Annotated in this window: 14 protein-coding genes and 1 pseudogene; 2 read left to right on the forward strand and 13 right to left on the reverse strand. The window is 62.6% G+C overall.

Going from position 1 to position 13,634, the window contains the following annotated elements; translation table 11 throughout:
* Positions 1-202: 202 nt before the first annotated feature.
* Positions 203-1,185: pseudogene (locus CO664_RS27675) on the forward strand (ISL3 family transposase); the annotation flags it as partial.
* 922 nt (positions 1,186-2,107) lie between these two features.
* On the opposite strand, the gene CO664_RS27685 reads toward CO664_RS27675, so the two are convergent.
* Positions 2,108-2,506, reverse strand: a complete 399-nt coding sequence (locus tag CO664_RS27685; RefSeq protein ID WP_234820046.1) for a hypothetical protein — start codon at positions 2,504-2,506, stop codon at positions 2,108-2,110.
* Positions 2,507-2,514: 8 nt separating this feature from the next.
* Between CO664_RS27685 and CO664_RS27690 the strand changes: the two genes are divergently transcribed.
* Positions 2,515-3,120: a PIN domain-containing protein gene (locus tag CO664_RS27690; RefSeq protein ID WP_097540540.1), complete on the forward strand. Its 606-nt coding sequence runs from the start codon at positions 2,515-2,517 to the stop codon at positions 3,118-3,120.
* Between the two features lie 35 nt (positions 3,121-3,155).
* On the opposite strand, the gene dhaK is transcribed toward CO664_RS27690, so the two are convergent.
* The 12 genes from dhaK to CO664_RS27750 form a co-directional block, all read right to left on the reverse strand.
* Positions 3,156-4,151, reverse strand: coding sequence for a dihydroxyacetone kinase subunit DhaK (gene dhaK, locus CO664_RS27695; RefSeq protein WP_097527748.1), 996 nt, complete (start codon positions 4,149-4,151; stop codon positions 3,156-3,158).
* Positions 4,152-4,275: 124 nt separating this feature from the next.
* Positions 4,276-4,686: a hypothetical protein gene (locus CO664_RS27700; protein ID WP_097527747.1), complete on the reverse strand. Its 411-nt coding sequence runs from the start codon at positions 4,684-4,686 to the stop codon at positions 4,276-4,278.
* On the reverse strand, positions 4,687-6,291 hold the full coding sequence (locus CO664_RS27705) for a putative PEP-binding protein (RefSeq protein ID WP_097527746.1): 1,605 nt from the start codon (positions 6,289-6,291) through the stop codon (positions 4,687-4,689).
* Positions 6,275-6,619, reverse strand: a complete 345-nt coding sequence (locus CO664_RS27710) for an HPr family phosphocarrier protein (protein WP_097540542.1) — start codon at positions 6,617-6,619, stop codon at positions 6,275-6,277. Before CO664_RS27710 ends, CO664_RS27705 begins: the two co-directional genes overlap by 17 nt.
* Complete coding sequence (gene dhaM, locus CO664_RS27715; RefSeq protein ID WP_097527744.1) at positions 6,619-7,017, reverse strand: dihydroxyacetone kinase phosphoryl donor subunit DhaM; 399 nt, start codon at positions 7,015-7,017, stop codon at positions 6,619-6,621. Before dhaM ends, CO664_RS27710 begins: the two co-directional genes overlap by 1 nt.
* A complete protein-coding gene (gene dhaL / locus CO664_RS27720) occupies positions 7,014-7,637 on the reverse strand; it encodes a dihydroxyacetone kinase subunit DhaL (RefSeq protein ID WP_097527743.1) in 624 nt (207 codons plus the stop codon). The genes dhaM and dhaL overlap by 4 nt, the downstream gene beginning before the upstream one ends.
* Before the next feature lie 59 nt (positions 7,638-7,696).
* The gene (locus tag CO664_RS27725) at positions 7,697-9,331 is read right to left on the reverse strand and encodes a dihydroxyacetone kinase subunit DhaK (protein WP_176536695.1); all 1,635 of its coding nucleotides are present in this window, start codon (positions 9,329-9,331) and stop codon (positions 7,697-7,699) included.
* A gap of 40 nt (positions 9,332-9,371) precedes the next feature.
* Positions 9,372-10,379: an ABC transporter ATP-binding protein gene (locus CO664_RS27730; protein WP_097527741.1), complete on the reverse strand. Its 1,008-nt coding sequence runs from the start codon at positions 10,377-10,379 to the stop codon at positions 9,372-9,374.
* Positions 10,372-11,469 (reverse strand): ABC transporter ATP-binding protein, encoded by a 1,098-nt coding sequence (locus tag CO664_RS27735; protein ID WP_097540545.1) that lies wholly within the window; start codon positions 11,467-11,469, stop codon positions 10,372-10,374. The genes CO664_RS27730 and CO664_RS27735 overlap by 8 nt, the downstream gene beginning before the upstream one ends.
* A 3-nt stretch (positions 11,470-11,472) precedes the next feature.
* On the reverse strand, positions 11,473-11,685 hold the full coding sequence (locus CO664_RS27740; RefSeq protein ID WP_097527739.1) for a hypothetical protein: 213 nt from the start codon (positions 11,683-11,685) through the stop codon (positions 11,473-11,475).
* Positions 11,682-12,635 carry a carbohydrate ABC transporter permease gene (locus tag CO664_RS27745; protein ID WP_097527738.1) on the reverse strand — a complete coding sequence of 318 codons (954 nt, stop codon included), beginning with the start codon at positions 12,633-12,635 and terminating at the stop codon, positions 11,682-11,684. Before CO664_RS27745 ends, CO664_RS27740 begins: the two co-directional genes overlap by 4 nt.
* A complete protein-coding gene (locus CO664_RS27750; RefSeq protein WP_176536696.1) occupies positions 12,632-13,600 on the reverse strand; it encodes a sugar ABC transporter permease in 969 nt (322 codons plus the stop codon). The genes CO664_RS27745 and CO664_RS27750 overlap by 4 nt, the downstream gene beginning before the upstream one ends.
* Between the last annotated feature and the right edge of the window lie 34 nt (positions 13,601-13,634).

Here is a 13,634-nt window from a genome sequence, read left to right on the forward strand (position 1 = left end):
ATAGGTCCCGGCTGCTCCGTTGCAGCGTTCCGCGTGACGATTATGATCCGCTGGCGGCGCGAACGCCGCTCAGTTCACGAGGATCATCATGGCGACCGGCACCGTTGAATTCTTCAATCAGGTGTCGTTTTGCAGTTAATCGGGTTCTTCCTCAATTTCTGTGGTTAACAGAGTGTTAGCGCCGCGATTGCTATCTGCGGGGATGCGAACGAAATTGAAATGGTCGGGGGTCAAAGTTCTGGGTATCGCCCTTCAAGATGCGGAGAACTGGGTTATTTCTGCCGCTGCAAAACCTGTCGGTATCTGCCCGGATTGCGGAGCGCGAAGCCGGCATCGGCACGGCTGGCATAACCGCCGCCTCCAGGACTTGCCTGTTCAGGGTCAAGTTGTGAAAATCAACCTCGCTCTGAACCGGTGGCAGTGTAGACACCGAAAATGCGGGCGACGGACCTTCACCGACAGGTTGCCCAAGATTGCTTCGTCCTACATGCGACGAACTGAACGGATGGCTGAGATTGTCGGGTTGATCGGCCACAGGATGGGCGGTCGCCCGGGTGAATACTTGATGCATCGGCTCGGCATGCCGGTCAGCGACGACACGATCTTGCGGCAATTGAAGCGCGATAATCCGGCGTCCATACAAAAAGATAACTTACGAGTCGTGGGCATTGATGATTGGAGCTGGCGGCATTCCTCGCGGTACGGCACGATCATGGTCGATCTCGAGCGTCATTCGGTCGTCGATGTTCTGGACGACCGCAGCGTCGAGAGCGCAAAAGCATGGTTGCGAGAACGTCCGACTATCGAGGTCGTTAGCCGAGATCGCTGTGGCCTATATGCCCAGGCAGCCCGGGAGGGCGCACCGCAGGCCCGCCAGGTAGCTGACCGTTTTCATCTGGTCCAAAATCTCAGGGAGGCAATCAAGGAACAGATGAGCGTTTATGGTCACGCCCATGTCAGACCCATTCTCTCCGAAGATGCGATCGCCAGCGCCAGGTCACAACAGCGCCGTGCCCGCTTGGCGCACAGGCGATCCCGTCAGGAGATATTCGACACGCTTCAAGCTTTGCGCCAGCAGGGCCTCACCTAGAGCGAGATTGCAAGGCGGACCGCCGCAGCATCGCGAATTGGCTGACTTCCAATGCACCTCGAGACAGAAATCGGGCGGCATTGAATCCGATCGCCATCGACGACGACATCGCCGAGATTGATGCCCATGCGGAGGAGAAGCCGCTGCCCAGGGGCGTCGTCCGCCTGACGCGCGGCGATCTCCTTCTGCGAAGCGACCGCGCATGCGACGGCATCAACGACGGAGCTGAACTCCACGAGCGCGCCGTCGCCCATCAGCTTCACGATACGCCCGTGATAATCTTCCACGAAGGGATCGAAGATTTCGGAACGCCACGCCTTCATCGCTGCAATGGTTCGCGACTCGTCGGCTTCAATGAGGCGCGAATAACCAACGATGTCGACGGCGAGAATCGCAACCAGCCGTCGTTCGGCGCGAACTGCTCCCATGGCCACCTCTCCCCAAGGTGTAGACGGCCTCGCCAAATGAGCTGGTTCAGAAAGGCGGACTTTCCAGACTTCTGGCCTCACCAAGCTACACGCGTTCCGCCTAGCGTGCCAGATATATCGCCCAGCTCGAGACTTTGCGGGAGTGTCTGCTTCGGACAAGCTCCAGCCTGAAGCCGAGACCCAAATGTCCGCTTTCGCGTTGTGTATCCTGTAGGCGGTCGGTCCGCCGCCGGCCCGGAACGCGGCGTTAGCATATTCGATTGGCAATAACGCTCCTGGCGCAACTTGCTCTTTCAGATGAGCAAGACGAAGGGGCCGCCTTCCACCCGACTGAGACGATCGGAAGGCGGCAACATGCCCCGAGATGTCGACTCTATCCCTCGCTTTGAAGGGAATCGAACGCACGCCCCCTCCATAATGTGTTCAAAGATATGGCTCTTTTGGAGACCTGTTGTTCAGGTCCGTTGTCAGTGACGCTTGCTTTCGAGCTCATATCAGCCGGCATCCTCGCTCAGCGACGCCAGCCGATCTAGGGCCGACCCGCGCTTGGCATCACGAGTTGCCTTGAGAGCCGCAACATCGGTTGCTCTCAAGCGCCGGTGACTGCCAACCTTTTCCGCTGGGAGTTCACCAGCGTCGCCAAACGAACCAGATATATCCGCAGCCTGGTTGACAGCATTTCCTCGTACGGCAGCACCGTCACTGGCCGACCCTCGGCGAGTAGCGCGGCGGCCTGATACGTGACCTCGGCCAATACATGCGGCACTTTCAGGCGCTCGCCATCCGCGTCGATGACCTGAACGATCCCTTGCCGCTTTTTCGAATTTGCCAGCAATAGCGATGCGACGCGGGCAGCCGCCGACCTCTCGGGTGCAGGAACCGCATCCGAGGTTTTGGTGGAATTTTTGTTTGACAATGTGCGATGTGATACGGCCATGCCGACAATATGGCGCATAAACGCTATAAACCCAGCTATCGAAATTCTCATGAGTGTCTATGCTAGTCGCCGTTCTTGACGCCAACGTCCTGTTTCCCATGTTGCTGCGCGATACGCTGCTGCGGGTCGCGGCAGCGGGCTGTTTTCCAGGCTCACTGGTCGACCCGTATTCTGAGGAAATGACCCGCAATCTTGTCAGCGATTACGGCATGGAACCATCCAGGGCCGAAGCTTTGCGCACCATAATGGAGGAGGCGTTCCCTGAAGCGACCGCGGAGGGATGGGAAGAGATAGAGCCAGAGATGCGCAATGATCCGAAGGATCGCCATGTCGTCGCGGCAGCCGTCGCGGTCGAAGCGACGATCATTGTCACCTCGAACATCCGCGACTTCGGCAACCTACCCGAGGGCATCATTGCCTTGACCCCTGACGAATTTCTCTCGAAGATCTTCGCGCGACATCCAAAGGAGGTACTTGAGGCCCTGACGATACAAGGGGCCGCCTACCGGGGACCAGAGCTGACCGCCGGCGATCAACCTGATAAAGTTCGGTTGAAGTTCTTTCGGTCGGAGGGTTGGCTCCGGCCGAGTTGTTTCCAACCCGCTGAGACCGAACGGCATTGTGGCGCCAGCAGTTACCCTCATAATACATTCATGCGATCTTAAAAGCACAGGTCGAGGCGCCCAGGTGAAATATCCGATCAGCTTCCCCAGCGCAGCGCCGCGGTGTCAACTGGTGCGTCCCACAAGGAAAGTTCTCGTTCGTCGAGGCGCGCAACGGTGATTGAGAGGCCCGCCATGTCCAGGGAGGTGACATAGGTTCCGACCAGCGAGCGGGCAACTGTGACGCCCAGGCGCGCAAACCGCGCGCGGGCGGAATTGTAGGCGAGATAGAGCTCCGATACCGGGGTGCCACCGAAGCCATTGATGAAGAGGAGCAACTGGTCGCTCCGGTCCGGCGCCAGATCGCTCAAGATCGCCTCGAGCATCGTTTCCACGATCTCGTCGCCGGTCGCGATTTTGACCCGTGCACGTCCCGGCTCTCCGTGAATTCCGACGCCCATCTCCATTTCGTCTTCGCTGAGCACGAAGGTCTTCCGCTCGGTGTCGGGTACTGTCACGCCGCTAAGCGCCACGCCCATCGTGCGGATGCGGCCGTTCAGGTCCTCGCCAAGCGCACTCAGTTCTTCGAGCCGCCAGCCTGCCTCCGCCGCCGCTCCAAGCAGCTTCTCGACCACGAGTGTTCCCGCAACACCTCTCCTGCCCTGGCTGCGCTTCGACCCGCTGGGATTTACGTCATCGCGCACGATCAGGGTGGCGATCCGGTGCTCGGCCGCCGCGAGCTCGGCGGCCATCTCGAAATTCATGACGTCGCCGTCATAATTCTTGACGATCAGCAGACACCCCTCGCCGCCGTCGGTTTCCCGGATCGCGGCAATGATCTGGTCCGGCGTCGGGGAGGTGAAGACATGTCCGGTGCAGGCCGCGTCCAGCATACCTTTGCCGACAAAACCGACGTGCATCGGCTCGTGTCCGGCGCCGCCGCCCGAAATGAGCGCGATCTTGTCCGGACGAAGACTGAGTCGGCGAACGAACCTCCTGTTCGCTCCGAAGGTCACCAGCCGTTCGTGGGCCGTAACGAATCCCGCGAGGCTTTCGGCCACCAGCGTCTCGGCTCGATTCATGAATTTCTTCATCGTGCCCCTCCCCACGACGCCGTGCTCTCCTGCCCCGCAAGTCGCCGCAACGCTCCAACTTGGCACCGGGTGCTCGAACAGGGCCCTGACGGAGCAGCGATGTACTGAAACACATCACGACCCTCTAATCCATCGTTCCGACCAGTTTCGCCATGTTCCGGACGAGTTCCTCGATCGCTTCGTCGAAGAGGCGGTTCTTCTTTTCGTCGCCGAGATCGGGAACGATCAGCGAGAGCTGGCGCAGCTTTTCCGCGCTCCCGAAATCTGGCAGCTTGCCGGGGTGCGCGGATTGATAGGCCTGAAGGAAGCGCTCCTGCTCGCCCGGGCTGAAGTGACAGACACGGAAGATCGTCGCGAGATGACGCGCCGGCAGCGGGGTCGAATAGGCTGGACTCGTCACCTGTGTCACGAAGCTGCGATGCTTGCCGAGTGCCGCGGCGAGCCGCTGGCGGGTTCCCGATGGCCGATTGTCGATGATTTGCGCCAGGACCGTCTTGTAGGCGATGATCGCGTCTTCAACTGTCTCGCGCGACATTCATTTCATCTCCGCCGCGGCCCGGCCGTCCGAGCACATGCCGCCGATTATAGTTCTGATGTCCGCCAAGCGATTGGGCGCCACCGAGAAATGGCGAAGGCCCGCAGCCATGAGCGCCGGTATATGCCGCGGGTCGGAGGCCATCTCGCCGCAGATCCCGATTGGTTTTTTCATCGCCTCGGCAAGCGCCACGCCCTGCGCGATTACCCTTAAGACCGCCGGCGTGGCGGCGTCGTAAAGTGCGGCGACACTTTGATCGTCCCTTGCCGCCGCCGCAAGATATTGCGCCAGATCGTTTGTCCCGAAAGAGAAGAAGTCCGACCGCGAAAAACGATCGAGCATCAGCCCCGCCACCGGGACCTCCACCATCATGCCGATCTCCGGCATGCGCGTTTGCACGCCCCTCCTGCCAAGCGCGGTCGATTCCTCTTCGAAGATCGCCCGCATAGCTTCGAGTTCATCCGGGACCGTCACCATCGGCAAGAGGACGCCGAGATTGCCATGTACGGCGGCCCGCAGCAGCGCGCGCGCCTGGGCGCGGGCCAGCTTCGGCCGCGCCAGGAGCAACCGGATGCCCCTGAGGCCCATGAAGGATTCACTCCTCCTCGCTCCGGGCAATGTCTTGTCGCCGCCGAGATCGAGCATGCGCACGATCGCCGGCGATTCGCCGGCCCAGTCCAATGCATGCCGATATATGTCGTAATGCTTTTCCTCATCGACGGCATCCGCGGGCGAAGTCACCAGAAATTCGGTCCGCATCAGACCGATGCCCGCGAAGGAGGCTGGATCAACGGCCCTGAGCTCGAGCGGATCGTTGATGATGGCGGACAGCCGGATCGCGACGCCGTCGGCGGTTTCGATCGCTCCGCCGGCGCGCGAGGCGGTCGGCCTTGCTGCAGGCTTCCTCGATTTCGCCTCGCGAACATGCTCATCGTCGGGCGCGATAACGGCTCGGCCGTCATTCCCATCGACAAGAACGCGCGCGCCGGGTGCGATTTCGAACCGTCCCGTCGCCACCAGCATGGGTACCGAACGGCTGCGAGCGAGCATTGCCACATGGCTGGAGACGCTGCCTTCGAAGAGGACGATGCCGCCGCCCGTGGTCCAGTCATGCGCGAGGAAGAGGCTGGGCTCGAGGTCCTTGCCGACGAAGACCGAACCGGGCGCAAAATCTTCCAGGGGGCGGCCCGTGAGCGCACTGAGGACGCGATTGCGGATGTCGACGATGTCGACCGCGCGGGCGCCGAGCTGCTCATCGGGCGCCGCCTCGATACCGGCGATATAGTCGTCGAGCGCGCCGAACCAGGCGAGTGCGGCGCCATCGCCGGCCAGCATCCGTTCCTCGGCCATTTCGACGAGAGCCGGATCGAGCAGCATCTCGATCTGGAAGTCGAGAATGCCGGCGCTCTCCTCGTCCGACCGATACGCCAGAGCCTCGAGCTCCGCAACGGCGGTGGTGACGGCCCGTCGCAGCTTGTCGCCTTCAGCGGCCACGGTGTCGCCGGGCGCGGGCGCCTCCGCCGTAAATTCGGCGGCGAGATGGACGGGCCCGACCCCCACACCCGGAGAGGCGGATATCCCGAAGATTTCAAGCGTTTCGGCCATGCTTCTTGTCTTCATCGAAGTCGCGCTCGACGAGCGCTTTAAGGGCATGGATCGCTTCGGCGGCGCGCAATCCTCGGGCTCGGATTTTCAGAATCGAACCCCTTCGAATCCTCGCCCCCATGATCTTGACAATGCTCTTGCCGTTCAGCCAAACGCTGCTGTCATTGACCTTGATCTCGACGGTGCACGGAAACGACTTCGCTAGCCGCGTGAAGATGACCGACGGGCGAGCATGCAGCCCGAAGCCGTGCGTCACCTCGATCTCCGCCTGGCAGTAACCCTGCGTCTCGACTGCCTCCGTCGCTTCTCGTCGCGGCCTGTTGTCCATCACGGTGACAGCTCCTCCGCGGTCGCCACGACGCGCGCGAGTGCCGCTCCGCCCGATGCTTCGGCCGCGGCCATCACCGCCCCCTCGACGAGTGGCGCGTCGCAGATGATCACTCTTCCCGAACGCGGCTCTCCGAGCATTTCTATCGCCATTTCGCTGTTCGTCTCCGCCCCGCCGAGATCGACGAAGACGGCGACCCCCGCATCCGACCAGGCCTTTTCGATCGCGGCGCGGATGCCGGCGGCGTGAGTGCCGAGCCCACCCTCCGCATTGCCGCCCGACCACGCGAGCGGCACGCAATCTCCGACCATCTGGCGCACCATATCGGCGGCACCCTCGGCGACGAGCGGCGAATGCGAGACGATGACGATGCCGACATTTGCGGATTTCGGGTTCATGCCGGACGTTGCTCCTCCAAAAAACGACAGATCGCGACCGTCAGCAGCGCGCAGCTCCTGGCCCCCGGATCGACATGTCCGACCGACCGGTCGCCGAGAAAGGCGGCGCGCCCGCGCATCGCCCTCATGCCGAAGGTCAGGCTTGCCGCCCGTTCCGCCTCTTCGGCGATGCCCGTCAGACCCGCGCGCCTTACCACTTCGGCATGCACCGGGTAAAGCACGTCGAGCAGCGTCTTGTCGCCGGGACTCGCCCGCCCGCGACGGGCAACGGCCTCAATGGCAAGCTCGAGCGCGCGTGCAAACTCGATCTGTCCGTCCGGACCGGCCAATTGACGGCCGGTCTCCATCAGCAGCGTTCCGTAGAGCGGACCGGCCGCACCGCCGACGCTCATGACGAGAGCCAGGCCAATCTCCTGGAGTGCGTTCGGCAAAGGCAGGTGCGCGAGCCGGTTTCGGTCGGCGTAGACCGCCTCCAGGCCGCGACGCATGTTGGTGCCATGGTCTCCGTCGCCGATCGCCCTGTCGAGTTCCGACAGATGATCGGCATTGGCGGCAATCACCTCGCGACAGGCTTCGATCAACCCGCCTATGAGCGCTGCATGTGCCACCACGACCAACACCCTTTTACCAACCTCGCTCGATCATACTCGCGATCGGCCGCCATCGTCAGAGCATGTGCTTAACGAAGCCCTGCTGCGACTTCGAAGACCGCCGCCACCGCGATGGCTCCCGGGTCTGGTACGCCGTCGAGATCCCCTTCGCCGATGTAAGAAGCGCGGCCGGCCTTCGCCTTCTTCATCGCCCGAGTTGCATCGGCGCCGGCGCGCGCCGCGGACGCCGCAGCGGCAAGGCCGCCCGCCCTAAGCGCGCGCAGCGCCGGATCCAGAGCATCCACCATCGTGCGGTCGCCGACGGCCGCCCCGCCGTAGAAGGTCATCCGTTCGAGTCCCGCCAAAAGCGCGCCTGCCATGTCATTCGTGTCCGAATAGGCCTTGGCCGCCGCCGTGAAGAAGATCGACAGCAGCACGCCGCTCGATCCGCCCATGCTGGTGCTGAGAATGCTGCCGATCGACGACAAAGTCGCTGCGATGTCCCTCAGCGGCAGCCTTTCGATCTGGGCAAGAACGCTGCGCGAACCCGTCGCCACAGTCGAGCCGGTATCGCCGTCACCGGCCCGGGCGTCGAGATGGTTGAGCTCCGCTTCGAGCGAGAGCAGATGATCGCAGATCGCCGCGATCAGCCGATCGGCGGCCGGATCGTGACTGGCCGCGACGGCCTCAGTCGCGGGCAAAGCAATTGCCGGCAGAACGGAGACATCATGCCGCTCGACGGCGGGTATCCAGGCATGTGGGCCGACGGGCGATTTCAATGCCGCCTCACGCTCGCCATCAAGCCGGATGAGCGAAAGCGAAAAGCCGTTCATGTTGAGCGCCGTCATCATCGGCGCGGGGCCTATCGTCAGTTTCACACGTGCTGCGAGTGACGTGGAAAGGACCGTGTGGGCGATCAATCCCATCTCGATCGGCGGCACGGCACCGAGATTGTTGATGAGAAGCGCATAGCCGCCGTCTCGCGGCAAAGCTCTGGAGAGCCGCTCGGACATGGTGGCAACAATGCTGCGCGCCTCCTGTAGGGCGATCCGTTCGGCGCCGGGTTCGCCGTGGATGCCGAGCCCCAGTTCCCCCTCGTTCGCCTCGAGCCGTTCCGCATGGGCCTGGCCAGGGATGGAGCAGGAGGAGAGCGACACGCCGAGCGAAACGATGTCGCGCGCGGCCGTGCGGGCCGCAGCGGCAACGGTCTCGAGATCCGCATCCTGCTCGGCCAAATGCCCCGCAAGCTTGTGGACGAAGAGCGTTCCGGCGACGCCGCGCGGCTGAGCGATATCCGGCAGCGCGATGTCGTCGGCAACGATCACCATCTCGACGCGAAAGCCTTCGACGCGCGCCTTTTCCGCCGCGAGTCCGAAATTGAGGCGATCGCCGGTATAGTTCTTGACGATCAGCAGGCACCCCTTCGGCCCGGTCACCGCGCGGATTGCGGTCAGCACCGCATCGACGCTCGGCGAGGCGAAGATCTCGCCGGAAACCGCCGCAGTCAACATGCCTTTTCCGACAAAGCCCGCATGCGACGGCTCATGGCCGGCCCCGCCGCCGGAAACGACCGCAACCTTCGCCTTGTCCCAGTCGCCGCGCAGGACGACTTTGATATCGGGATAGCTGTCGAGGCGCGCGAGGGTGCCAGGTGGCGCGGTCTGGAGCAGGCCGTCCAGCGCCTCGGTGACGATGTTTTCCTTGCGGTTGAAAAAGTGCTTCATCGTGCTCATCCAATTACCTTGTCGATTAATCCCCGCAGCATCAGCGCAGCCGCTCGCCGGCCGACCCAAAATAAAGGGGCTGTCTCAGCGAAAGGTTGATCCGGTCGCCTGGTTTGATGGAGAGATAAGGGTCGGCAAGCGTCACGAGCTTGTGGCCCTGCACCCGGATGTGCAGGTGGTTCTGATCGCCGAGGTGCTCGATCCAGTCCACTTCGGCGTTGCCCCGAGCATGTGTGGTGATCTCCAGATGTTCGGTCCGCGCACCGATCGTCAGCGCGCCGGAAGGTGGTGCGGCGCCGGGCAGGAGGTCTATGGGAAGCAGGTTTATATGCGGTTGGCCCAGGCGCGCGGCGACGTGCAGATTGGCCGGGTCCGTGTAGATCTCCCGCGGCGTGCCGATCTGCACGAGCCGGCCTTCCGAAAGGATGCCGATGCGGTCCGCCATCGTCATCGCTTCGACCTGATCATGGGTGACGTAAAGCAGCGTGGAACTCAATTCGCCCTGGATCCGCTTCAGCTCCAGCCGAAGCTCGGCACGGAGTTTGGCGTCAAGCGACGACAGCGGCTCGTCCATCAGATAGATCGCCGGACGGCGCACGAGCGCGCGGCCGATCGCGACGCGCTGCATCTCGCCGCCCGAAAGCCGGGTCGAGCGATTTTCGAGCTTGTGATCGATCCGAACCATGCGCGCGACATCGCGCACACGCCGGTCGATCTCCTCGGCACCCAGCTGGCGCGCCGGAGAGCGCAGCGGAAAGGCAAGATTGTCGTAGACGCTTAAGTGCGGATAGAGCGAATATTGCTGGAAGACAAAGGCGACGTCCCGCTCGGCCGGCGATTGCCCGCCAACATCGCGGCCGGCAATCGTCACCCGCCCCTTGTCCGGTCTTTCAAGGCCGGCGATCAGGCGCAGCGCCGTGGTCTTGCCGGCCCCCGTCGGCCCGAGGAGGACGACGAACTCCCCGTCCCTGATCGTGAGCGAAAGATCGTCGACCGCCGCCGTGTCGCCGAACGTCTTACCGATACCGTGAAGAGCGACCTCAGCCATGGCAGGTTCCCGCGTGGAGGGACGAGGCGATCGCCCTGCCCGAGGCACAGTCGAAGACCGCAAGTTTTGCTGGATCGAATTCGAGCCCGAGGGTCTCGCCGAGCCTGAAGCTTCGGTCGGCCGAAATGCGGGCCTTGACGATGCCGGAGGCGGTTTCAACGGCGACGATCTGGTTCGTGCCGAGGTACTCGCTGCCATAGACAGCACCGCGAAGACCGGATTCGTCGTTGAAGCGGATATGTTCGGGACGCACGCCGAGCGCCAGTTCGCCTGGCGAGACATCCTCGCCGATCTCAGGCACGACGACCTCGATGCCGTCAAGCAGGATCGATCGCGTCCCCCGTTCGAGTCCCGAATGGAAGCGCATGAAGTTCATCGGCGGCGAGCCGATGAAGTCGGCGACGTACATCGAGGCGGGCCTGTTGTAGATTTCCTGCGGCGTGCCGAACTGCTCGACCACTCCGTGGTTCATGACCGCGATCTTGTCGGCCATCGCCATGGCTTCGTGCTGGTCATGCGTGACGTAGACCGTGGTCGCATGAATGCGATTGTGCAGTTCGCGCAACTCATGGACCATGACCTCGCGGAATTCCGCATCGAGCGTGCCGAGCGGCTCGTCCATCAGGAAGCATTTCGGCCGCCGGACGATCGCCCGTCCAAGCGCCACGCGCTGACGATCGCCGCCAGCCAGGCCCGAGACCGACCGGTCGAGGATGTGGTCGATCCGCAAGAGCTTCGCGGTCTCTTCGACGCGGGCGCGGATTTCCGTCTTGGGCACGCCCTGCGACAGGAGCGGGAAACCGATATTCCTGCGCACATTCATGTGCGGATAGAGAGCAAAGAGCTGAAACACGAAGGCGATGTCGCGGGCGCTCGCCCGATTGAAGGTGACGTCCTCGCCGTCGAGATGGATCTTGCCGCTGGTCGGAAGCTCAAGCCCGGCGATCATCCGGAGCGTCGTCGTCTTGCCGCATCCGGATGGCCCAAGCAGCGCCAGGAACTCGCCGTCATTGACGGTGAAGCTTGAATCCTCGACGGCGATGAAATCGCCGAACTGCTTGCGGAGGTTTATGATCTTGATCTCGGACATCGCTTACTCCGGAAATTTCGAGACGACGATGAACATGAAGGTGCCGGCCAGCAGCATCGCGAGCGAATAGGTGTACAGCGTCAGCAGGAACGGCTGGAACAGCATCAGGAAGCCGGCCGCGATCAGCGCCGTCGCAATGTTCTCCATCGGGCCGCGCCTGAGGAAGAACAGCCGCCTCTGCCGGGGCGCACGGGTCAGTTCTTGCGGGTTCGTCATTTGCGTACCGCTCCGAAGGTGATGCCGCGCAGCAATTGCTTACGCAGGATGATGGTGAAGACGAGGATCGGCACCAGGAAGATCGTCGTGCCGGCGGCGACCGCCGGCCAATCCTGCCCGCCCTCGCCGATGATCGTCGGTATGAACGGCGGCGCGGTCTGCGCCGAGCCCGAGGTGAGCAGCACCGCGAAGGCATATTCGTTCCAGGCGAAGATTAGGCAGAAGATCGCCGTCGCGGCGATCCCGGTGGTGGCCTGCGGCAGCACGACCTTCCAGAAGGCCTGAAGGCGCGTATAGCCGTCGATCATCGCCGCTTCCTCGTATTCGCGCGGGATCTCGTCGATGAAGCCCTTGAGGAGCCAGACGGCGAGCGAAACGTTGACGGCGGTATAGAGCAGGATCATGCCGAGCGCCGTGTCGGAAAGGCCGAACTGGCGATACATGAGGTAGATCGGGATCGCGACGGCGATCGGCGGCATCATCCTCGTCGAGAGAATGAAGAACAGGAGATCGTCGGCAAGCGGCACGCGGAACCGCGAGAAGCCATAGGCCGCAAGCGTGCCGAGCGAGACGGCGAGGAAGGTCGAGCCGAAGGCGATCAGGAGCGAATTGCCGAAACGCGGCCAGTAATTCGACGGTCCGGCGATGACCATATTGCGGCTGCGGGTGATCTCGTCGCAGGTACCGGTCGGGGAGGGGAGCGACTGGATATAGTCCGGCGTCTGCCGCGTGCGCGTCGTGAAGAGATTGCAATAGCCCTCGAGCGTCGGCGTGAAGACGATCTTCGGCGGGTAGCTGATCGAATCCGGCGGCGACTTTATGCTGGTCAGGAAGATCCAGGCGAGCGGGATCATCGTCACCAGCGCATAAAGGATGACGATCGCACTGGCGATGCGCTTCACGGTCGGCGTCGGCTCGACCACGGAATGGGCGGTGTTGACCGAACTCATCGTTGCTTCACCTTGTTGAGCGCTTTGACGTAGATGTTGGCGAGGCCGAACACCGCCACGAAAAGGATGATCGCAAAGGCGGAGGATCGTCCCGTGAGCCAGCTTTCAAAGGCTTCACGTTTCAGGGTGATCGACGCGACCTCGGTGGTCGAGCCGGGCCCGCCGCCGGTCAAAAGCATCACCATGTCGAACATCTTGAAGTTCTCGATGCCGCGGAAGAGCACCGCGAGCATGATGAAGGGCAAGGCCATCGGAACGGTGATCGACCAGAACTGCCGCCAGGCGGAGGCGCGGTCGACCTCCGCCGCCTCGTAGATATAGTCAGGAATGGATCTAAGGCCGGCAAGGCAGATCAGCATGACGTAGGGCGTCCACATCCATGTGTCGACGATGATGATCGCCCAGGGTGCGAGCGTCACCGAACCGAGCATCTCGAAGGACGACGGCGGAATCCCTGAGAAGAACGAGACTATATAATTGAAGAGCCCGATCTGCGGCTGGTAGAGGAAGCGCCAGAAATTGCCGACGACCGCCGGCGACAGCATCATTGGGATGAGGATGACCGTCGTCCAGAAGGCATGGCCGCGGAACTTGCGATCGATCAGATAGGCGAGCGCGAAGCCGATGAGCGTCTGCAGAAGGATCGTCCAGAAGACGAAATGCGCCGTCGTCTGCATGGCGATCCAGATGTCCGGATCGTTCAGCACGCGCTGATAGTTGCGCAAGCCGACGCTTGCGACTTCGGCGTTCGGGCGGTTCGCGCGGAAATTCGTGAATGACAGATAGACCGCCCAGATCAGCGGAAAGATATTGATCGCAAGTAGCAAGGCGATCGTCGGCGTTATGAACAGCCATGCGATCGCGCGATCGGAAAGGCCGCACACTCTCGCAGCCATCGGTACGGGCGTGGCGCGGGCAAGCATCTCGGCGGATCGCTCCGCGATGGTGGAAGGGGCATCGGTCACTGACGTCACCTGGCGTTGAAAAGGACTTCGGGCG

The organism is Sinorhizobium sp. NG07B, assembly GCF_002532005.1.
Taxonomy (GTDB): domain Bacteria; phylum Pseudomonadota; class Alphaproteobacteria; order Rhizobiales; family Rhizobiaceae; genus Sinorhizobium; species Sinorhizobium fredii_C.

Excerpts from the sequence above, each read along its gene's own strand:
- CO664_RS27745 (WP_097527738.1), bottom strand. The coding sequence starts at position 12,635 with ATGAGTTCGGTCAACACCGCCCATTCCGTGGTCGAGCCGACGCCGACC.
- CO664_RS27730 (WP_097527741.1), bottom strand. The coding sequence starts at position 10,379 with ATGGCTGAGGTCGCTCTTCACGGTATCGGTAAGACGTTCGGCGACACG.
- CO664_RS27735 (WP_097540545.1), bottom strand. The coding sequence starts at position 11,469 with ATGTCCGAGATCAAGATCATAAACCTCCGCAAGCAGTTCGGCGATTTC.
- CO664_RS27705 (WP_097527746.1), bottom strand. The coding sequence starts at position 6,291 with ATGGCCGAAACGCTTGAAATCTTCGGGATATCCGCCTCTCCGGGTGTG.
- dhaM (WP_097527744.1), bottom strand. The coding sequence starts at position 7,017 with ATGAACCCGAAATCCGCAAATGTCGGCATCGTCATCGTCTCGCATTCG.
- CO664_RS27710 (WP_097540542.1), bottom strand. The coding sequence starts at position 6,619 with ATGGACAACAGGCCGCGACGAGAAGCGACGGAGGCAGTCGAGACGCAG.
- dhaK (WP_097527748.1), bottom strand. The coding sequence starts at position 4,151 with ATGAAGAAATTCATGAATCGAGCCGAGACGCTGGTGGCCGAAAGCCTC.
- CO664_RS27725 (WP_176536695.1), bottom strand. The coding sequence starts at position 9,331 with ATGAAGCACTTTTTCAACCGCAAGGAAAACATCGTCACCGAGGCGCTG.
- CO664_RS27685 (WP_234820046.1), bottom strand. The coding sequence starts at position 2,506 with ATGAGAATTTCGATAGCTGGGTTTATAGCGTTTATGCGCCATATTGTC.
- CO664_RS27690 (WP_097540540.1), top strand. The coding sequence starts at position 2,515 with ATGCTAGTCGCCGTTCTTGACGCCAACGTCCTGTTTCCCATGTTGCTG.
- CO664_RS27700 (WP_097527747.1), bottom strand. The coding sequence starts at position 4,686 with ATGTCGCGCGAGACAGTTGAAGACGCGATCATCGCCTACAAGACGGTC.
- CO664_RS27740 (WP_097527739.1), bottom strand. The coding sequence starts at position 11,685 with ATGACGAACCCGCAAGAACTGACCCGTGCGCCCCGGCAGAGGCGGCTG.